The following is a 22820-nucleotide window of genomic DNA, read 5'->3' as shown; positions in this document are numbered from 1 at the left end:
AAATTAGCAAATAGGTAGCTCAATATCAAGCAGGGGTTCTGTCGCAATTGCTGAATGAAACGCGTTGAACCCCTTCTCAGGTTTGGCGATTTTTTTCACAAACTGATGGTCCTGCTCCACAATATTATTCAGGTATTTGATTTGGCGAACGGTGATTTGCGTAAACACACCGCCCAACATAAACAGAAACACCAGATGCAAGTTGACAGTATCGATACCAGCTTTGTTGGCGCCACTTTTACCCATAGTGACCTTGTCCGGAATGCCACTTGAGCCAATCGCTTTCTCATAATATGATTAAATTTGTGTGGATCTCTCAGGGCTTGTCCGCGGTATTCATGGGCAGCTGACTTCTCACGCTGAACCACTGGATACCGCGGACAAGTTAAGCAAATGGTGGGTGCGGATATCGGAAACACAGGAGTATCAGGAGTTGACTGAGTGGTTTTTAACATCCTGTTGAGAGCAAAATCCTGCGGCAGTTTATGCCACAGAATTACTCGCACGAATCAGATACAAGTCGGAGCTTCTGAAACATCATCCAGTTTATGAATCGGGTCCTGAAGTCGCTGCCGGAGCCTATTCAAGTCTGCAGTTCTCGCTGCGCATAAGGCGTTGATCGCCGCCAAATCGGCACGCACCCACCCAAGGCGTTCGACGCCTGGCCGCTCCCATCCGGTGCATTTCCAGGACCTGCCCAGGCCAGCATCCCAATCTTCCCATAAGGCATTAGTCGGATTATAAAAACCTAAAGCCCGAGGCCAGGTCCCCCTGGTACAACTGGGTACCTGAGAAAATGAGCTGTCCAGATGGCAATATACCTGGCGAACATGTGCCGGCAAATCCCGCTTCACCAAGCCCACGACTTCGCACCAGTGCGCCTCTCTCTGCGGTGCATCCCAGGCGTCAAAATTATCAACATAGGTTTGAAGCGCACTAATGAGTGGCTGAAAACTAAAGTGCTCTATTTGCGCTTCGGCTTGCTCTAACAATCTCTTTCTTATCTCCTCCCCCTGTTCGTTTTGAGGAAGACAATTCAGCATCATAGTGCACATATGAGTATCCATTGCCCACATGGCATATTGAAAAGCGGTGCCTGATATTATTTTTCCGGTTATATCGATAACAGGCTTTGATGCTTGAGATAACAAAAGATCTGGATATCGTTTTAAAATGGTCTCGGCTTCATATTGCCGACCATACCCTACATGGTCTAATAACGACAGAGGCAGACAAGCAAGGTAGGCTTGGTTATAGCAATCGAATTTATCGGGACCAGGTTGACTGGATGCTACGTTAGGAATAGAGCGAAATAAGGTAAGTTGAAGCAAAGGTTTGATTGATTTTTCTGTTGCAGCCATGATTTGATTCCGGAAATATTTTTGAGCACGCATTGTACACTTAATGTCGATCCTGAGCAATGGATTTGATCCTATTGGGCATAAATTAATCGATAAGAAAAAATAATATCAACAGCAACATGGGTCAGGGCTTCGCTCGACGCGTCTATGCTCTGTCTCTACACTGGAATTAAGCCTGACTCTCTCACATATGACATTAAAAGACCCCGTTGCGCAGCTGGATACTGTGCATAAAGCACGGCACGCAACCCTGATTTATCCAGTAGAAATTGATTAAATTTAATACACATTCTATGATTATCTATAGAATCACGGAATGGAGATTGTTATGAGTAAGCAATATAGAGATGCAGAAACCGGCAAGTTTGTGACCAAGGAATATGCGGATAAACATCCTCGCACTACGGTTAGAGAAACCTCTTCAAAGCCAGCAAGTAAGCCTAAAAAGAAATAACATCGGTTCAGCTGACGCAGAAAGATAAAGGCCTTGTGCCAGCTACGCCGGTTCATTTCGAGGATAAAACGCGGAGACTGCCTCTTGAGGCGATTCTGAAGCGAACATATAAACTTGTCCGTAACTACTTGAGATCCTTCGCTACGCTCTGGATGACGTACCTGGGTAGTTACACTCGTTTGCTGCTGCTGTTTTTCCGCCATCCAGCCCGGTTTTTAACTGGCTGCAAATTTTGGCAGGCATTCAAGTTGAAAGCGACCTGATGAACTGCAATACTACATGCGCTGCATCCTCAGGAATGCGTCTTCTGGATATCAGCATCCATCTGATTGGAGATATACGATGATAAAGGACATAAAATCACAGGTTCAACAAGATGCTGTCAGGGATATTTTTTCAGAAATAACAGCTGAAGGCTTTTTAAAGAAATACATGGGCGCCTACGGTTTTTTAACAATTTCCAGCATTTCCCCCGCTATCAGTCTTGATGAACTCGCTATACAGATCAGTCAAAATAATTTTGATTCAGTGGTGGAAGCAGAAGAAGCGCCTTCTGGTGCTATGTATGGTATATCTCGCTCACGCTGCTGCCTCGCTTTTTTTGCAGCACCTGAAAGCGGGTTAGCTCAAGTAGAATACAACAAGCAGATTTCGCTTAATATGCCGGGTTCAGGACAATACAGCTTTCAACTGCATTTCATTGGCATTTTCGGTTGTACAAAAGAGCGGGCATACGAACTTTATATTGACGATCCATTCCTGTTTGCTCCAGCTGCAAGGCTTAGTGAAAGATCTGACTGCGCAATCATGTAGTACTGTTTTCATTTAGTTTTGAGAAGTAAGTGTCATCCCCGCGCGGGCGGGGATTTATTCACCAGCGTAGCATTATGCGCAAATCATGGATGGTTCCCCGCCTGCGCGGTGACGACGCATGTCAAAACTAAATGGAATGCCGGTGCTGCTCCTGTTTGCGTTATGAGCGAAGAGGTAATGTCCTGGCGCCCAGGCATATGAACTCTACCCTGCTTGAGTGGATTAGGCTCGCTACCTAATAAACCAACACGTCAAAAATTATTAATACTTGCAAAATAATTTAACAACACTACAATGCGCATTATTTAAACGACTTGAAGTAGATAAGACTATGATGACAACAGACGAAATAGAAGCCGAGCTGAAACGCACCGGCTGGATTTTTATTGGTCAGGGAGCATTCAACCGGGTCTACCGCTCTCAAAAAGAATTGACCATTAATGGACAAACCTGTCACTGGGTAATAAAAAAACCCCTGAAACGCTGCTCTCTTTCTAAGCCGGATCGGGTAGTAAACAAATGGAATGAAATCAATCCAGAGTGCCCGGCCTATGTATCAAGGCATGGCTGGATTGCGCCCTTTTTGGGTAACGTTGAAGCTACAGATGAGCAAATAGCCACTGCATTAATCGAGATATACCAGCGAACCGGCCATATTATCGCAGATGCCTTTTCTCCAAATAACTTTCTGGAACATAACGGTACTGTTTATTGTGTGGATTTTGATAATGCATTTAAGAGAAACTCAATAGAGTCCGGGAAAATTTCGTTTTTTACGAATAATCGTTTTAAGGAATATTTCAAGTATCCGGGAAACCAGGGATATCCCAGAACCCTCGCAGTTATTCAAGGTTTAGGCTACCTTGAAATGCAATACTCATCAATTGAACAGGGTTTTTTAACCGTACGAATTCTCCAAATCATTGCCAACTATCGCATGTGTGGATCAACATCGACGGAGCTGCTCCAGCACCTCCCTGTTTTGGCACGTATTGAACAGCTTGATCCGGAGAATCGTATTCCAGATCGCTTGCTTGTTCCTTCTTTTATTACGGACATAGCTGACGGTATAACAGACGATACAACGCTCGATTTACTGGAGGAGTGGCTTATCACATACATGATTACTGCTCCCCAATTACAGAATCGGGCAAAATTACCTTCCGTACTTGATTTGTACGGCTGCCCGAACGAGGAGCGCCCCTTGTATCTTGTAACAAGCGAAGATGTGTATGCCATCCAGCTTCTGTTCAAATATGATCGAAACGGCATGCTTCAACCCATCAGTGGTTCAACTTTATTACACCATGCGGCGGCATATGGCAAATGTGCCAGTTTGCGGGCGTTAATTGACTCAGGATCAGATCTTCATGCCAGAACAGAGTTTCATTATCTGACCGAAGATGAGCAACACTCGGCCCTTGATTTTGCAATCCAGTCAGGGCGTGGGCAGGCTGCGAAAATGCTGATAGAGGCGGGATATCAATCTGAAGAGCGTATAAGCGAGTTGCTGGAGATGAGTAAAAGAAATCCACGGAATGGATTCAGACTTTTTATCGTGACGGCACAGGAAAATATGCCCGGCTTGTTGGAACGTCTGCTTCAAACAAACCCCGACTTCATTAATAAAACCGATTCGTCTGGATGTACAGCCTTAATCCATGCTTCAATGAAAGGGCACTTGAATATTGTACAATATCTGGTTGGACAAAATGCCTGCACTACCGTAAAGACCGCCTTTTCGTCATCCGAAAATGGGCATGACGTTCTGAATGAATTTACATTGGCTGACTGGGCGCTTTATTATGGCCATAAACATGTCTTTGAATATTTCTCGTCCATGGGCTCGATCCTCGTTGGAAATGATAATATTAAGCCATTGAGTCTGGATGATGCCTTCAGAAGTGGCGACCTGGCAAAAATTCAGTGGCTGATACCTCATGGCTCACCACTTTTGAAAAAAATAATTTATGTAACGGGTACCCCCCTGCATATGGCCATCATGTACAAACAGGATACCATTGCCTGTTATCTGGTTCAGGCCGGTTCCGATCTCGCAATCGAATCAACCCGCAACGCAACCCCTCCACACCTGAATGCCTGGCTGATGGCCTTGCACTATGACGCTAAAGATGTGATACGCGCCTGTCTGAAGCACGCTATAGAACAGCTGATAGAACTTTGCCCTGCTGCTGCTGCAGCAGCAATCTGGCAGGCATCAACGCTTGGCCTGCTGAAATCCGTCAAACGTCTTGCTGCCTCTGCTCCCTGGGTGATTAACTGGCCTGATCAGCAAAATCGCACCGCCCTGTCTCTTGCGATTATCAATGGGCATACTGATATTGTTCAATTTTTGATTGAAAGCGGAGCGCGACTGGATATCTGCCTTAACATTTCTGATAATGAGTACAGTCCCGAAACACCGTTTAATCACTGTTCGCCTCTGGATTTGGCACAAAGATTAGGCAATTCCGAGATGATTACGTTATTGGAGAACGCAAAAGCCCAAACGGCCAGAACCACGATTTACAGCTCCTCATCCCAGCATTTTTTTGCTGGTTCGTCGTCGGCATCCAGCTCAAACGAATGCCCTGCTTTGAGACAGGATTCATGGTTAGATTGGTAGCCGCATTCCTGTCTTTATTTGTCTGCAGTATTGCGTTTCTGCCTTAGCCAGTACCATTTCTATTTAATTTCGCTTTGTACTGGACAAAACTCCGGGCTGTCTTCCCGCCTGATTTAACCATGGATCCCCGCCTGCGCGGGGACGACATACTTTAGTCTGGGTTGCAATATTTTTACCTGTCAAAATTAATTCGTATTTTTACGTACATGACAATCTGTGTTTTTTATGTATAATTGCATTTTTTTTAACCATCTGATTTTCTAGTACAACCTGGAGTACTCATCACATGCCTGTAAAATTAAAATATTATCGAGAAGCTGCCAACAACAATCTGGCTTACGTTAGCAGGAAGTTACTAAAGCACCCAGATATTCTCGATGCGCCCAATCCCTTAGAGGATTCTCAAACGCTTTATCATTCATCTGCCAGTATTGGAAAAACACTGGGCTGGGCAGGCGCCTCGATGGTAGGGGTGATCCTTATGCCTCCGCTGGCTATTTTCACGACGATTGCCGGTGGATACAAGATGGTGACGACGTCGAGTGATGCTGATAAACGTATCCGCAGCAGAAAAAACTGGACGATGCTGGACTATGCGGCAGAATATGGTGCATCGGATGTCGCCGTGTACCTTATCATGCAGGGAGCCCAAACCGGGGACGGTTATTTTCGCAGAGTTGCACAATGTTATGGGCATGAAGCCTTCATCATCGCGTGCGACAAAGCAATAGCACGCAAGCAGGAAATGGATGGCAGGCTTACCCAGGCACAAAACGATGTGGCCTTGTTCAGGGAAGTGAATGAGCAACTCCTCTTGAAGCTCATCAGCTTCAAAAACAAATTTACCAGACTCAAGGTCGATTATCTTGTGCTCTACGAGAAAACCCTGGAGTTGCTCGGTGAACATGATGAAAGCAGCGTGTGCGATCTATATGAGAACCTGAAAAAACAACATGAAAAAATTCTGAAGCTGCATGACACGCTCGGCTTCGTATCCAGCATGCAAAAGTCAAATAACCCGGCTACAAAAGCCTTTGCTGTCAAACTGTATAAAACCCTGAGCGATGATTATAACCAGATCGTTGCGGATTATAAAAAAGCCACGGAAGATTACCAAAAAGCGTCTGAAAATCCTGCGGAAGCTGCTAAAGCTCAAACAGCTCAAACCCAAAGATTTTTTTCCAGAAAACCCGACCAGGCTGCGCTTTTTAAATATGCTTTCGGTTTGCAGGACAGAAAAGTACCTTTTACCGATGGAAACTGTTTTTTTGACGCGGTCATAGCTCAAGCTCCTGCGAAGGCATGGACTGTAGGGGACTTGCGCGATGCAATTGCGCTGGAGCTGATCAATAACGACGGCATCTACTCACCCGCTTTCTGTGGGGAATATCCTGAAGAAGGGACCATGAAAATAGGGGATGACTATTACTCTTACAAAGGATATGAGGAGTTCTGCGCTCTAATCACTATTGACCGTTGTTACGTGGATGACATTCACATCCAGGCATTCTGTGAAACACAAAAAATCTGTTGCGCTATCGTTCACGCCAACTTAAAGCAGGTCATCCTTCAGGGCGACAAATACCTGTCCGATACTAATCCGCCCGTTTTCATCGGTTATGAAGGCAATAATCATTATGTTGCGCTGAATTTACCCGCAGGAAAAACCTGGAAAGGGATGTTAAAAACCATGACGCAGGAAGGAACGGTGACGCTTTACGATTTGGAACCGGATGCCTTCCAGATGAAGCTGTAAACCTGAATACGGGAACGCTCCCGACAATCATAAAAACCAATTATTTTAAAAGGCAACCCTGCTATGCCCGATACAAACACAGCCCAGACCAGTTCAGCACGACCTGAAACAGATCCTCTTGCTCAGGATTTAGCCCAAAAATCCCAGGCCCAGCGTCGCTCTTTTCCATTGACCAGCAGACAGGTTTTTAATTTTTGCGACAAAACGCTCACATTTCTTAATAATACTGCTGACTGGCTTCATACGCGTCAGCGTCATGAGTACCTGAAAGAACATGGCTGGCTTTTTCATAACATTGCGGCCACAGCTATTACGGTTACAACGATCTCTGCGCAACAATATGCGTGGTCACGTCTTTATTCAATCAATCCGGCGGCAGCCACACTTTTGGCAGCAGCGTCCCTTTTTGCCTACACCCCCGATCAGGAAGCGGCGTTCAAAACTGCCTGGGACAAACTCAGACCAGAAGACTTTAATCATCCCACGCCAGGAGAAGCTGATGAAAATCTGATTCATTTTGGTAATCCCTGGGGACCCTGTCACGGGATCAAAACAGAAACATTGCAGCAACTGGGACCTCAGGCTTTATTGTTTCATCATGATTTTGCTGAATCGTGGCTGCTTGAAAAAGGATTAAGAGCGGTGGGTACTGGCGTGAATTTTATCATGGACACGATCACCGCCGGAATTGATGTGTCAGCAAAATGCCTGTTAAGCCAGGACAAAAGCCATGCAGAAACATGGGCTCTTTTAACACCGGATGATTTCGTCCCGATGACACCGTCCGAAGCCGATCATCATTTGGCTCATCATGGCAGCCCATGGAAACTCAAGCCTGAAAAACTGGCCGGGCTCGGAGCGAGTGCGATGCTGCTCAATCCGGAGTATCAGGAAGCCGCCTTCTGGATATCTGGAGCCAAGGCGTTAAGTGGTTTTGTACAGAGCGGTATTGATGCCATCGCCAGCGTTCCTGACAAATGTGAAGCCGCCAGAAGCGAACTGGAACCAGGCGATCTTAACCAACCGACCAAAGTACAGGCTGAATACAATCTGATTCACCATGACAACCCATGGGGGCCTTGTTCCGGGATAAAGGCAGATAAACTCAGAGACCTGGGCCCTGGCGCACTCTTGCTTGTCCATGAAGGCAATGAAGCCTGGTTCTGGATAAAAGGCGCTCAAGGAATAGTCGATTGGGTGCAGTCCTGGCAGGATACCCTGTATGGCGAAGCAAAGTTACCCGGGCAACCCTTGGGCACAGAAAGCCCGCGTGCAGCCTGGCAGGCGCTCAGCAACCTCAAAAAACTGAGTCAGGATTTACGCCTGTCCGGTACGGGCAGACAACCGAATCCAAAGCGGGATATTATCAGCGAAACACTGCGTCCCCCGGTATCGCAAACGTCCATACCAGCCTCATCTTCCTCCATGGACACAATGACCGCATCAGGCAGCCGAACATCCTCACAGCCGCAGTATGATTTGAACTATGTCAGCGAATTACGCGATAAAATTCGTAAAAGCTGCAATCCCAAAAGCACGCTGAAAGAACAACAGCGAGCCATCATGCCAACACCCAAAAATCCAGCCAGCGGCGCCCGCTTTCACTTTGATATCAGGGGAAATCAGGAAGGCTTCAGTGTTGTTGGAGGCGTGACGGTTACCGGATTTAAATTAAGCAGTCTCGCTCTGTTGGGCGGTGCGGCTGTTTTAGGCGGCCTGGTACTGGGCGTGAGCTGGTATTATCAGCGCAAGCGCTTTAAAAAACAAATGAAGCGCATTAAAAAGCAGTGCCGCTTTGTCGGCGAAGAAATGCAGGAAACCCAGCAGATTTTTAATGAAGCCTGCGACGCACTGCAGGCTTTGCTGAATGCCCCTGAAAATGCACCCAACATAGCTATCCTGCTTAAAAATGCGCAGCAGGCGCTCGCCCGGGCGGATCATCAGAGCGACATGATGCTAAAAAAATACATCAGTCTTGCCTATGACAGGCATGTCAAACTGGACGTAGCCAAAACCACAAGCATGTCGCTGGAGGATCTGGAAAAGCTATTAGCCAGCAATGCGCCACTGCCACCGCACATCAGGGAAAAACTGGCTGATTTTATTGAGAATAATCATGACAAATTTGTTGATCATGGTGACGGCAAAGGCCCCGTCATCCGTCAAACGTCACACAGTGAACACGCCCCGCGCAAGCAAACGAGGGAGTATATCAAAAAATTTCTTCCTGACTTACACAACATGGATGAAGGCGTTGACGTGATGCTCACCCAACTCGGTCTCTATGAAGCGTATCAGGAGCTGCAGGAGATTGCCGGGCAGTTAAACCAAAAGCATGACGATTATCTCAATAGTAAAATTCACAGCAAAGACCTGCGCCGTGTAACAAACCAGTATGTGGATAAGCTTCAGGAAATCATTGACAAGTACAAAGAGCTTTATAATGGATTACCCGACGATCATAAAGACAAAAAATATTATGAGAATCTGATAGCTGAGAACGAAAAAAAACAACATTCAGCAAATGACCTATACAAATATACCTGTAAACTGGTTGCAACCAATCGAAGCGTTGGAAACGTTAACAAAGCAACCGACGCCTTTGATGAGGCCTTGCAAAAATATCAGCTTAAGCAATTGCCGCTGGAAGATCTGATTTTATTAGCCAATGACTATAAAAAATCACTGGATGAGAGTATTCAGACCCACGAGAACCTGCTGGCCTGCATGGAGGAAGGTGATGAAAATCGCCCGCATGTAGAAGCTCAGATTGCAGCCGGGCAACAGGGGCGCGCCCAGGTGGATAACAAAGTCAGTATGGTCAGAGACATCAGCACGTACAATACGAAAAACGCCCTTTTTCATGAAGCATTTATCGAGCTGTCCATGCAGTTTAAGGAAAAGCTGGTCGATAGCGATGAATTTCAGCGACAATTTGAACAACTGGCCGGGGATTTTAATGGAGACATTCTGCCTGTAGCAACCGCCATCATGGGTAATCCACAGTGCGGTGAGGAATTACATAAGAAGATGCAGGGGGTTGGCAACAGCGTGCCCCATCGTGATGATATGCTGGCGCAGGTTATCGCTTATGTTCTGGAGGGCATCCATCCCAATACAACGAAGGATGAGCTCAGCACCATACATGGAAAAGCAGCGGATTTGGCCGAGTTGGTTCAGGACCCGGACAAATATGGCAAAATTATGATAGCGCTTGCGCAAACCGTTCTGGGTGAATCCTGCCCTGACCTTGCAGTTCAAAGCATGACGGCCCTGCTGGCACGCGATCCGCAGAATCAGGAAGCCAGCGTGCTGCTGAAAGACGCGCAGTGCATAGCTCGTTATTTTGAAGCCAGGTCAGGCAGTGATACAGCAGACCTGCAGGCTTCTTATGCCGATCTGCAATCACTGGCCAACCCCGAACAAAGAATTTACTATCTGCGCGATTGGCTCCTCCTGATGGAAGAACGTGCCAATCAGTATACTCAGGTTGCCATTCTCCTCGCACTGCCCGGCGGCAACGACCAGCTGCAAACCGATAAATGGCTGAATCTACATATAGAACGCAGCCTGCAGATAGCCGGCCTGCAGGAAGAGCAAGCGCTGTTGAAGGCCTTTCAACAGCAGCTGGATGAGGAAAGCGACCCGGAGAAAAAGAAAGCGCTTGCGGAGAAAGTGAACCCTCAGAGGCTGGATTTGATTGGTAAGCAATTAATTATGCATGATCTGCTGCAAAGCCATGATGCGAAGCGAATCGCCAGCCAGATTTACAACAAACAGACAGAAGGCACTCGACGCAACCTTGAGCTGCTTGGCTACGGTCATCTGGCAGCAGATTTCCTTCTTACCGCTCTGGATAAACAAATCAAAGCCCGCCTTGATTTAAGCAAAAAGCAGCGTAAACGGGTTTCCCAATGCCTTGCCCATATTACGTCCCTGGTTAACATGAAGATAAGCGAAAATCTGTTAAAAGATTACGATCCAGGCAAATATCTCCGGGAAACGGCTGGCTTTGGCAATGATGAGGCTAATGCATTCGTTAATCTGCTGCAGACAGGCAGCAATGACAATTTTGTGCAGGCAGCTCACAGCTATCTGAATCGATTTAACAACGTAGTCATAGGCGCAAAACTCCTGTCGACCCTGACCGATTTTTATCTGGAACACTGCTACAAAAAAGCAAAAACCAGGCTGTCGATGGAAGCCTGGCTGGAACAGTCATCTTTTGCCAAAGGGCTGCACCAGGTCAATAACGTAGTCCACCATGCAACCGACAGTTTTACCGGGGTGCAAATGCTGTTATCGCTTTATCTTTTTGCAGCAGAATCGACGGATCTGTTCAGCGTGGCCCGCAAGGTAACCACGGTTTTTTTCAACCTGCCCTATATCCATCAGTTCATAGACCATATGATGACCAACGATAGCAGACGGGCTGGAGAGGATCGCCTCTATATTTTTTATAAATTGCTGATGGAGCATTTTTATGGCGGTAAATGGCAGCAATTGTTCTATATGCATGAAGACACCATTTTGCACGGCGTGCTGGAAGTTTTACAACGGGGGAAATATTTTCAGGCCGCTCAAAGCGTGTATGAGAAATTACCTGTCATACAAAATATCTGGTTTGCGATTCGTACCTTGTATGCCGTTTACCAGGCGGCATCCGGTATTGAGCAAAAGCGGATAGAGATTATCCTTGGCAATCTCAAAAAACAGTTTGCAGAGATTGCCGCAATGCTGGAGAAGGCTTCTGACAAGGATGATAAATTGGCTGCCTACGCAAAAGCAGGCGCTATGTATGCTGATCTCAAATATCAGATACGCAATGTTTCCATTCAGCATCCTGATTTGAATTCGCTCCATGCCTGGGCTCTGTATTCTCAACGCCTCTATGATGACAGCGCGGAAATCATCCCTCACCAGGGTCCGGGTAACGGTTTGTTTGAGGCGGTTGCACATTATGTGGATCAGTCGGCAGAAAGCCTGGCCGGGCTGACAGAGGCTTTTATAACGGCCAATCCAATGGTAACCACCAAAGAAAATGCACCGGCTGACTACCTTAAAATACTTGCTCTGACCAGGATGCTGGGGCGCCCCATTTACATCATCTATCAAAAAACAGGGCTTGATCTGTCTGTTGAAGGCCTCGACAGCACAATTATTTCCGATCCTGTTTTTGTGCAATATGATGAAAACAATCAGCGCTATAATGCCGTCATGCTGCGCAACGAGTTGTATTTTACCAAGCAACAGGCACGCAAACTGGCCTTACACACGGCAGCCCTGCCCTCACAAAAGGCAGCAAAACCGGTGGTTCCAGCAGAACTGACTCTGCCCCCCGATGCCAAAACAAGGCTGGCAGCAGCAAGGGAACGGGTAGAAAAACTGCGCCAGGGGCCAGTCAAGGCATCAACGGTCAGCGAGGAAAGAAAAGCGGTTATCAGGGGAGAGCTTCGCCATCTCAGACCGTCTTTCTTTATCAGAAAACAGGAAAGCCATGCGCCGGAAGAGGATCAGCCGAAGCCAGCTGCGCGCTGATGGAATGGTGCTGACGGCAGGGAAAGATCTCATCGGCTTCCCCGCTCGTCAGCCTATGCTCCAGGGCTGTCCCATCTTAATTTGAACTGAAGTTAATCCGTTGGCACGATCGGCTCCCTTCTCCCTTGAGGGAGAAGGGCTGGGGATGAGGGTGGTGGGTGTGGCACGGCCTGAATAAATACATTGACATACGCTACTTGATTGGTTTATCCGTCTGTTTCCAGCTCATTTGAGTCTCATTTTGGCGTGTTAAATGATCCACGTATTGATCGGTCTAAATTATATCCACTGTCCGAAATTTTGTTTGTTGTGCTCTCTGGTTCAATTTGTGGAGCTGAAAGCGTTTTGCTGCGAACCAAATATTTGGAAACTGTGGATATCGAGTTTTGCGAATATGGAACCATGAGGTTTTTAAAAATATACAGGGTGTGATGGACGACATTCTTGATTTACTCGAGACTGTGCCACCCCCACCACCCTCATCCCCAGCCCTTCTCCCTCAAGGGAGAAGGGAGCAGATCGTCTCAACTGATTAACTTCAGTTCGAATTAAGATGGGACAGCCCTGGCCTATGCACATCACTCTAACGACTATCCGCCTGTGTTTATGATATAACACTCTGGACAGGACCTGTTTTGAATTTTTTTATTACTTTCTGATACGGAGGTCGTTTTATGAGCGCTGAAGATGAGCACGTTCAAGCCTTTCTGCGCAAAAGCCAGAGTACTCACGGCATTGTTCCGAGTAATGCGGCCGCACTGCTTGCCATACGCTTAACAGATGAATATTTTTTATCTGGAACATCCCTTTCCATTACTGAACCTCGCCCTGCCTCATCATCCTCCCCGGAAATAAATACCTGGCTCTTATCTGTAGAGGGAATAGGACAGCCCCTGGCTGAACACATGGTTACAAACATCATTGAAAAAACAAGGCTGCTCATTGAACCGGCAACCTGGGAATGGCTCAATCTGCGTATCGCGCCTGATCAGCAACTGAATGAATTCGATAAAGTTACGCTGCAGTTTAAACATGCTGATGCCAGTGTGACAGAACAAGTGTGGTACCTGCCTTTCAGACAAGTGTTTGCTACCGTATTGGTTGCATTATCTGATCTCAACCCTGAAAAATGGATAATCTCTGCAAACACTACCGCAGAACGCGAGTGTGAAGAGCGACTCAGCAATTTCTGTAACACGCTTAATATACTGGCCCGCAATTTAATTTGTAGAACAGGTAACAGACACGCCTTATTACAGTGCCTGGATGGCTACGAAGGTAAGCGCTTGCCCCTCGATTTTGAAGATGTGATTTCTCAGACGCTGCGTCAATATGTGATAAAAAAAATCGAAGAACACCTGCATGTGAACCTAAGCCTTGGCCCAGACAAAAGCCCCGCGAGGATTGAAAAAGGCAAAGCCTTTATAAAGGCGTTTAAAAGTCATTTTTTACCGTGGATATTGGATGCCGAAGTGCCGAAGGATATTATGCTGCTGTTAGATCCGGAAGCCATTGCGCAGTCGATTCATAACTGTTTCGAACTATATTATCGCATCACGCCTCATGTCGGCATTCAAAAACTGATTAGGGATACTGCCGATAATGTCCAGTATATTGCGTGCGATTTCACCCCATTTTTAGCAACACTGACCCACTGGCGCGCTACCCATGCCACCCATTATGGGTTGAAGGAAATGGCCGCACCCGTGCTGGAAACCATAGACTGGTTAACCCATACATTTGGCAGGAATCAAACATGTGCCTCCACCTCAGAAATACATCGTCCGGATGATATACAAATCTTTTATCTCATGGATAGATTGTTTGATGCAAAACGTAAAATAGAAGAAGAGCATTATACCTTTTTATTAGCCCTGTCCGATGTACCAGACCAGACAAGAGCGGATTTTTTATTCATCTGTGACTACTTAACCAGTCTGGTTTCCCTGGAGTTGCTTCTGTCAGCAGATAACCTGGCCATGCTCCCGCAACGACTGACGGACTTTGAACGAATATCTTCACGGCTGTTGGCTGAGTCCTATCACTCGTTTATCAGTAATTTTTTTGCGATTTGGTTTTCGGCAGACGACACGACAGACAGCCGTCCACGCGGGCCTTGCTTTACCACCCTGATGCAATTATTGATAAATGAAAGCGATTCGGCAAAGAAAGTTATTTATATCAATGACAGCGAGATGGATGTGTTAAAAAATAATCACGTTGAAGGCTCTGTGCATTGGTTAACGCCCTATTATATCAACCGTATCTTTCTGCATGCCTTGTCCTACTCTCCTGATGCATGGTCTGAAAAATTTGCCCTGTTTCTCAGGACGGTCATAGACATTGTAAAAAAACAATGTAACACGGGGGCAACAACGCAGCACTCACGCTTATTGAAACGCGATTCTTATCCGCAGGATTTATTATGGCAAATGGATTGGCTTTATAGCCGCTATCAAGCCTTTGTTGATGGCAAGCCTTTACCCGAATTACCCTTTTTCATGCCCTTGGCTGTGTTAACCCCCGCGCTTTTATCATTCAAACAAAGCAATCGTGCCATTATCTATTATCTTCAATCGCCTCGGGCGTCAATTGACATGGGGCAGTGGTTGATACAGCATAACGCCTTTGATGTTCATGAAAAATACTACCATCCAGTGCATCGAGAGTATACACCGCTGCATTGCGCTGCCCTGCTTGGAAATGCGGCCATGATTGAGGCTCTTATCCAGGGTGGAGCCAGTGTAGATACCTGTGACATGAACGATTATACGCCACTGCATCTGGCTGCCATGTATGGGCATGCTGCGGCTGCTATAGCGCTGCTTGAACGTGGTGCGAGAAGATGTGCTGTGACAAATGCCGGGGAAACCCCGCTACACATGGCCTCGTGGAACGGGCATGCTGATATCGTAAAAATCCTTTTAATGCGACCCGATTCTGGTCCTGCTTCATACCCTGATTCATTCATCAACGCGAGAATGGGAAGAGATCGTTCCGGAGACAGTGCCATACGATTAGCCGTTCGGCAACGCCATCTGCGCGTTGTTGAAATCCTTCTCGATAATAACGCCAAAATTGACCGATTGAGTTATGGAGATACGAATCTTTTGAGTGTGGCGATCGTGATTGCTTATGTTGAGGCGGTTGATTTAATAATAAAAAAATATCCGCGGACTATAAATAAACAGTTTGATGACAAATGCTCACCATTAGATTTGGCTATTGAACATGGTCATGTCGAGGTAGCGAAAAGATTATTGAGTCATGGCGCTGATTTTCCCTCAGACTATTCCTCACCGACATCGGTCCGCAGGAAAATCAAGGAAACACCTTTTTTAGAATTGTTCAATGACGAGATATCCAGGCGTCAGGCTCTGGCGGAGAAGATTCAAAGCGGACAACTGGATGAGGTAAACCAGTTATTAGACTCGGGCGTTTCGCCAAATGCTCGCTGTTTTCGTTTACACCAGCCTCCCCTTGTACCGGCAGTAAAGGCAGGCCACTTGTCGATAGTCCAGACTCTTCTTGAACACGGAGCAGACGTGGATTGTTGGGTAAGAAGGAGTCCTTTCCATTTGGCGGCCAGGTCTGGTCATCTTTTGATTGTCCAGATGCTGCTTAACTATGGACAAAACATCAATATGACTAATTATAATGATCGCACGGCGCTGCATTTGGCTGTTCGGTATAAGCAGCATGAAGTGATGGCTTTTTTATTAACACAGAAACATATCGAACTAAACAAATGTGATAAAAATGCGCATACGCCTCTTCATTTGGCACTGTTGGCTGGGGAGGAAGGCATGGCTTTGAGCCTGTTAAACGCTGGCGCTGATCCAGCCTTCTCCAAAGGATCGGCCAATATCCTGTGTTATGCAATTCGAGCAGATTTAACTACCGTCGTTAAAGAACTATTGGCACATCCGCGGGTGAATGTGCTGTCGGGAGGCGATGGCAAAGACCTGCCTCCACCCTCGGAAGTGGCGATATTAAATGGAAATATGGAAATAATGGCTATGCTACGCGCGAAGATTGCCGAAGTCAGAGGAATACCGCTGACAGGGACGGCGTCAAATGCCGTTTCGTCAAGCGCTTTTTTTCAACCTGCGCCAGCTCAGTCGGCTCTTCCTGTAGCTGGAAATTCATTTGTACAGAAGCAGAGCGCGGTCAGTTTGAGCTGATTGCGCTCAGTTTTAGATGCGTTCGTCCTGGCTAATCCTGGTATGCTACTGCTTTTTATTATTGTCACTTCGCTTTAAAAGCTTTTTGATTATCCGTTTACACCCTTCAAGGGCTGCCAGTATTAACCATTCAAATGGTGATATGAGCTGGAGCCAGGGGCTCTCTCCACTTGTAAACAGCTCATGACCGCAGGCGCTGCAGCAGAATATTCGTCTGCTGTCAGAAATATCATACCAGCTTGTCTTGACGACAGGCTCCATTTCGGCCTTGCATTTTATACAGACTATTTTCATCAGAGTTCATTTGAGCAGAACGATACATTAATTATATCATCCGCAACAATTATTTCCTGCCACTCGCATCTCCCTGATTCAGAACTACGGTATGGCAAGAAACAGGCTCCCTTCTCCCTGGTTAAGGGAGAAGGGTTGGGGATGAGGGTTATTTCATCAGATAAACCGGGGCTGCAAAGCGAGCCTGATTTTTTATAATAATATAGCTCCCAGCTATCACACAGCCTCACCCTCATCCCCAGCCCTTCTCCCTAAACACAGGGAGAAGGGAGCGGTACGGTGTGAAAATTGAACGTCAGCGCTACCGTCTGTTTCGTGCCAGCAATTAAGAGCCCCTTCAATACGGTACCGAACTGCAGGCGACTGCCGGCTTGTCTTCGTCATCCTGACACGATTCTTCAATCTCCGTACTGACGCTGCTGAAAAACCGGCCGGATGAATGGGCTGACGTCAATCGCTTCTGGTCAAACAATTCGCTCACACTGACATACTTCAGCGCCGTATCTGCCACGCGGCTATGCTTAAAAACATGCCTGAGTCGATTCTCATCAATCATGGCAAAATCGGTCAGTTTCATGCCTTTTTTGAGCAGGTATGATACAAAAAGAATATCCTCGCACATAATCGAGAGTTTTGTGGCGGTCATGCCAGACGTCTTGCGCAGCATTTCCAGCGAGCTCCCCCTGTTCTGCAGGAAGGCGGCAAACCTCTTTTCCTTATAATAAATATCATCAATGTCTTTAGGCGAGACCATCCTTTCGTCAGTCAGCAATGGATCTTTTTGTTCGATAACGACTAATTTGAGTTCACGACAATAGATTCTTCTTTCAACATAATCTGAAGCGTCAGAATGCTTCCCGGGTAAATGATACCAGTCATGAATTAATCGCTCTGCCTCCCTCCCTTCCACTTCGGCGTCCAACCGACTCACGTCACTTTCTTCCGGTGTGATAACACGGATGATTAATTTTTTATTATCATGATACGTTATATTACACTCATTATTGGATGATGAATAAGAAAACTCAGCCTGCGTTCCTCTCGACCAGTCAGAGAGGGGTCGAGCACGCTGAAACGCTTTTTCGGGCGCGGGAGGTGGCGTATGTTCTTTCCCTAAAATCTGCCCGATAGTTATCAGAGACAGCAGCGAATCCAAATCCCACATCTTCATCCATTTAGAAAAAGATCCCTTGATTTCCTGAATACTCAAGCCCTGTTTCAGCAAAACCTCAAAAGTATCCCATCTCTGGGCGAGCAGAAAAAGCTCCTTCCTACTGAATCGATGCTCTGTCCTGAGGGTTTCAATAGAAAGATTCAAAGAATTAAGCCTCCAGGCAAAACAGAGCTCCTGAAAATAATTGTTTTTTTCTTCTTTACAGTTTGTGCCAACTTTCAGAAGCCAGGCCGCCTTGCGAGCCAGTTTTTTAAGGTTTTCCTCAGAGGCCCCTTCAAATTCAAGAACAAGGGCCAACTCTTTGTCCGATGCGAATTTAATAATGACCCCGGGTGATATCCTGGTGAACCATTTGGATATCAGCCATTCTGGCTCCGCGTCAACCGCCTCCTTAAATACTGGCAATGACAGCAAATCGCGCCGCTCATACCAGGACAGATTACAATGGACGGCCTGATCACCATGCGAAAACCTGAGCACACACTTGCTTTTCCCAACAAATGGATCTACTTGAAAACCGATGTCATCCATATCACTGCGGAACAACTCATCAAACGTAACCATGCCAAACCTCCATGCTATGAACAAAGCGCTTTACCTGGATTGGGTCGCCTTTACCCTGAAACAACGGGCGAGCAAGTCAATCAATGGATAAGCCTCACCTCATGTGATAAAATAATAGTCAATATGACTCAAAATGGAATGTCTTTATGTCAGCAACCCCTGAAAATATGATTGCCGCCGTGGCAGCAGAGACACAAAGCACGCACAATATTGTGTCTACGAATGCCGGAGCTCTGTTTCTCATACAGCTGGCTGAGAGATACCTGGCCCTTAAGTCTGACCCTGCTGCCTCCTCATCATCTGCCGCATCCTCATCCAGTTCAGAACCAGCCACTATAAATTACCTCAGTGTAGCAGACGATTCCAGAGCAAAAAACAGGATGCTCAATAATAGACAACGATACTATAAACGTGTGCGTAAAGCTGACAATCCATTTAACGAAAGCACAAAAAACTGGCTTGAGAAGACGCTGGCGCCTCGCAAACTGAGCCCCGTTCTTGACCAAGTCACCCTGGTGCGGGAGGAAAATGGGCTTCCGGTTTCTACTGAATGGTACCTTCCCTTACCAGAAGTATTTGCCGTGGTACTTTCAGCCCTCCTCGACAAGGATGAAAAGTGCTGGCCGGTGTCACCGGGGAGTACCGCAGAAGCTGACCGACTCATGCGACTGCGTGCATTTGACAGATTAAACCACGCTCTGGCAGGCAACGGTCCCATCTGCTCTACCGGCATTCGCCACGCATGGATTCAGGCGCTTGATGGCTACGAAGGCCGGCGCCTGTCGCTGAATGAGGATGACGTGCTCCATCAGGCACTGTTTGACTTTATGGTCAACGAGGTGCTCGGCAGGCAAATGGGGATCATCCTTACCGACGGGCGCGATCCCGTGGGAGAAGAGGCACATGTCTTCCTTCAACATTTTCAGTCCGTGTTTCTGCCATGGCTGCTAACAGGTATTCCGGATTCAGTCAAAACAGCGATCGCTGCCGCCGGTGGCTCAGATGCCGCTCAAACATGGGTACTGTCGCGCTTCCACAGTATTGGAGTGGTGCCAGGCGAGAAAATGATGGCCAAAATTCAAGGCTACTGCAGTCTCGAAGGACTGGAAGCGATACCCTGCAACTTCACGCCACTGCTGGCCACCCTGGCTGACAGTCTGGGGGCCCATCGCTGGTATCCGCCTGGCAACATAAAAAAACTGGCTGGCCAGGCCCATGACTGGCTGAACGGGCCAACCCTCGCTCCCGGCGCTGTAGATGAACAGGCGCGTTTTCAGCCCGTGTATCTACTTACGCGTTTTCTCGATGCACTTATCCATTACCATAATAACCAATACCTGTTGAACTTCGCTGATATGCCGGAAGAAAAGAAAACGGCCTGGGCTGCTTCGCTGCATTTTCTCTCCTCCTGTCTGCAAGACTCCGAACCCTCACTTGAAAGACTGCTTCAAACGCCCTCTCTACTGGCGGAGCATACCGGTGCCTTTGAGAGTGGATTTTCCCTCTGGCGCAAAAACAGTTATAAGGACTTTGTCAGTAATTATTTTGCCCAATGGTTTGAGGATAGCAGCAGCGAAGCGCGCGGCATGCTCCTGACAGGCCTCAGTGAGCTCTGTGCCCGTGAAAAAGCCCAGGGCCAGACGGGCGCGCCACTTATTTGTGTCAACGATGAGCTGCTGGCGTCATGGACCGGGCGGATTGAAGCGGATGGCCTGCTGCATGTCGAGCCCTATCAGATAAACCGTATCCTGCTGCATGCCCTGTCTTATCCGCCGGAAGAATGGACCATTGACTTTCGTAACAGTCTGAATGTTCTTCTGGAGTTCATCGAAAAAGGATTCAACGAGGGCATGACCCTCAGAGGGCAGGCCCTGACGCGAGACTCATGGCCGCCTGACCTGATAGCCGATATCAGGGCGATTGCCGATGGCCTGCGGGTATCAAATCCTGAGGTTCTGACACCGGCGCTGATAAAGAACGATGCATCGAGTATCAAGGCCGTAAGGCTGCTTGCTGCCGCGCCCCATGCGTCGCCCGCGGCAGTCAGGGCTATTCTTGATGCACCAGGATTTAATCCCCATGCACTTGATGATAAGGGCGCATCACCGATGGCCTATGCCGCAGTATATGGCAATATTGACCTGGCTCGTTGCCTGCAACAAAAAGGCGTGAGCTATTTGTCGGAACCTGGTCAATACCCACCGCTTTATACCGCTGTCTTTCATCAGCAACTGTCGTTTGTGCGGGCGATTTTTCAGGATTTGTCGCCTAAAGAAAGGGAGGCCGCCATCACGGCAAAAGCTCCGAATGACGAGACGGCACTGCACCTGGCAGCAGACAGGCCTGAATACCTGAAAGCCCTGCTCGAGATGATCCCGCCAGAGCAAAGACTCAAAGCAGTCTCCTTAACAGATAAAAATGGTGAAACGGTCCTTGAGCGGGCAGCTAAATACCCAGAGTCCCTTAAAGCCGCACTTGAGCTGATACCGGAGGAACAACGGTTTGAAGCCGTTCGCGGAACGAGCTGGTTTACGCACAGACTGCTGTACAAGGCGGCAGCCAATCCAGAATTGCTGAAAATCATACTCGGGCTTTACCCTAAAGAGCAACAGCCTGAGGCTGTCCAAAGATTTGCAACACTGCACGGGGCTGCAGCCAACCCCGAATCGCTGAAAACCATACTTGATATTTATCCGCCAGACGAACAGCTGCAAGCGGTCAGAAGCGTTGATTCTTCAGGCGAAACGGTGCTGCATAAGGCCGTAGTCAACCCCGAATCGCTGAAAACTGTTCTCGCGCTTTACCCACCAGACGAATGGCAACATGCTGCTAAAAGTGCCAATAAATTTGGCGAAACGGTTTTAGATCATTCAGTAAACAATCCCGAATCGCTGAAAATCATGCTCGGGCTTTATCCACCAGAGGAAAGGCTTGAGGCGTGCAAAAGTACTTATGGCGTTAAGGAAAGTCTGCTGCATCGGGCGGCAGACAAGCCAGAATCCCTGAAAGTCGCACTCGAGATGATACCGGAACAGCAAAGGCTGCAGGCAGTCAACCTGGTTAACGCCGTTGGCGCCTCCGTGCTAAACGCAGCGGTGCAACATCCTGAATCGCTGGAAACCGTACTCAATCTGTATCCAGAGTACCAAAGACTTGACGTAGTTAAGGCAGCGAGCAGGGCTGGCAATACGATGCTGCACCAGGCTGCCGCAACGCCTGGCTCACTGAACATTCTACTCAGGCTTTACCCAGCAAACGAAAGGCTTGAGGCACTTAATCAGGTTAACAGGTCCGGCCACACCGTGCTGCACATGGCTGCCAGGAAACCCGAATCATTGAGAACCATACTCGCGCTTTATCCGCCAGAGCAACGGCTTGCTGCGATCATGAAAACCAATAATTCCGGCCAATCGCTGCTGCACCTGGCGCAAACAAAGCCGGCATCGCTGCACGCCATATTGAGCATGATACCAGAAAACGAACGACTGACAGCCGTCGTTACAACTGAACCATCGAGATTCTCGGTGCTGTTCGAGGCCATAGCGCATCCCGAATCGCTGGAGACCATGCTCGAACTGATAGCAGAAGACAAACGGCTTGAGGCCGTTTCCGCACGTGATATGCATGGCCAATCGCTTCTGCATGTGGCGGTACTTTATCCCGAGTCGTTAAAAGCGGTTCTCAAACTGATACCACCAGACAAACGGCTTGAGGCTGTCTCCATGATTGATAGTAAAGGAAACACGGTGCTGCACAATGCGATTAACAATCTGGAGTCGCTGCGGGTAATACTCCGGCTTATACCAGTAAACCAACGATTCGACGCCATAAACGTGGCTGACAAATATGGCTTTACCCTGCTGAAACTGGCTGCCCAAAAACCCGAATTACAGGAAGTTCTGCACGAGCTGATACCGAAGACTCAACAGCTGCTCAAAGCAGCCGCGGCTTCATCTTCGGGGTATTCCTTTTTTTCGGGAAGCAACGGCTCACAATCGCCGCAGGCAGAACAACAGGACAGAGAGGACCCCGGAAACAATGCTTCCCCATCATGAT

General features: G+C 47.5%; 12 protein-coding genes. 9 read left to right on the top strand and 3 right to left on the bottom strand.

Annotated elements, in window-relative coordinates:
- Positions 1-3 precede the first annotated feature (3 nt).
- Both ACQUTA_RS01095 and ACQUTA_RS01090 read right to left on the bottom strand, forming a co-directional pair.
- A complete protein-coding gene (locus ACQUTA_RS01095) occupies positions 4-246 on the bottom strand; it encodes a hypothetical protein (protein ID WP_444986341.1) in 243 nt (80 codons plus the stop codon).
- A 263-nt stretch (positions 247-509) separates the two neighbouring features.
- Entirely contained in the window at positions 510-1361 is an 852-nt protein-coding gene (locus ACQUTA_RS01090) for a Dot/Icm T4SS effector CpeA-related protein (RefSeq protein WP_444986340.1), read from the bottom strand.
- A gap of 328 nt (positions 1362-1689) precedes the next feature.
- On the opposite strand from ACQUTA_RS01090, the gene ACQUTA_RS01085 reads away from it, so the two are divergent.
- The 8 genes from ACQUTA_RS01085 to ACQUTA_RS01050 all read left to right on the top strand — a co-directional run bounded on the left by ACQUTA_RS01085 (position 1690) and on the right by ACQUTA_RS01050 (position 16732).
- Positions 1690-1815, top strand: coding sequence for a multidrug transporter (locus ACQUTA_RS01085; RefSeq protein ID WP_444986339.1), 126 nt, complete (start codon positions 1690-1692; stop codon positions 1813-1815).
- 342 nt (positions 1816-2157) lie between these two features.
- Complete coding sequence (locus tag ACQUTA_RS01080; protein ID WP_444986338.1) at positions 2158-2628, top strand: hypothetical protein; 471 nt, start codon at positions 2158-2160, stop codon at positions 2626-2628.
- Between the two features lie 331 nt (positions 2629-2959).
- On the top strand, positions 2960-5254 hold the full coding sequence (locus tag ACQUTA_RS01075; protein ID WP_444986337.1) for an ankyrin repeat domain-containing protein: 2295 nt from the start codon (positions 2960-2962) through the stop codon (positions 5252-5254).
- A gap of 286 nt (positions 5255-5540) precedes the next feature.
- The gene (locus ACQUTA_RS01070; RefSeq protein WP_444986336.1) at positions 5541-7010 is read left to right on the top strand and encodes an OTU domain-containing protein; all 1470 of its coding nucleotides are present in this window, start codon (positions 5541-5543) and stop codon (positions 7008-7010) included.
- Positions 7011-7073: 63 nt separating this feature from the next.
- Positions 7074-12548, top strand: a complete 5475-nt coding sequence (locus ACQUTA_RS01065; RefSeq protein WP_444986335.1) for a hypothetical protein — start codon at positions 7074-7076, stop codon at positions 12546-12548.
- A gap of 246 nt (positions 12549-12794) precedes the next feature.
- Complete coding sequence (locus ACQUTA_RS01060; RefSeq protein WP_444986334.1) at positions 12795-12980, top strand: transposase family protein; 186 nt, start codon at positions 12795-12797, stop codon at positions 12978-12980.
- The gene (locus ACQUTA_RS01055; RefSeq protein WP_444986443.1) at positions 12908-13084 is read left to right on the top strand and encodes a DUF559 domain-containing protein; all 177 of its coding nucleotides are present in this window, start codon (positions 12908-12910) and stop codon (positions 13082-13084) included. The genes ACQUTA_RS01060 and ACQUTA_RS01055 overlap by 73 nt, the downstream gene beginning before the upstream one ends.
- A gap of 138 nt (positions 13085-13222) precedes the next feature.
- Positions 13223-16732 carry an ankyrin repeat domain-containing protein gene (locus ACQUTA_RS01050; RefSeq protein WP_444986333.1) on the top strand — a complete coding sequence of 1170 codons (3510 nt, stop codon included), beginning with the start codon at positions 13223-13225 and terminating at the stop codon, positions 16730-16732.
- A gap of 631 nt (positions 16733-17363) precedes the next feature.
- On the opposite strand, the gene ACQUTA_RS01045 is transcribed toward ACQUTA_RS01050, so the two are convergent.
- Positions 17364-18764, bottom strand: a complete 1401-nt coding sequence (locus ACQUTA_RS01045; protein ID WP_444986332.1) for a hypothetical protein — start codon at positions 18762-18764, stop codon at positions 17364-17366.
- A gap of 146 nt (positions 18765-18910) precedes the next feature.
- Here ACQUTA_RS01045 and ACQUTA_RS01040 point away from each other — a divergent pair, with 146 nt between their 5' ends.
- Entirely contained in the window at positions 18911-22819 is a 3909-nt protein-coding gene (locus ACQUTA_RS01040; protein ID WP_444986331.1) for an ankyrin repeat domain-containing protein, read from the top strand.
- Position 22820 lies beyond the last annotated feature (1 nt).

The organism is Legionella navarrensis (genome assembly GCF_052527415.1).
The sequence above is the reverse complement of the archived record's forward strand: the minus strand, read 5'-3'. Positions and strand labels throughout refer to the sequence as shown.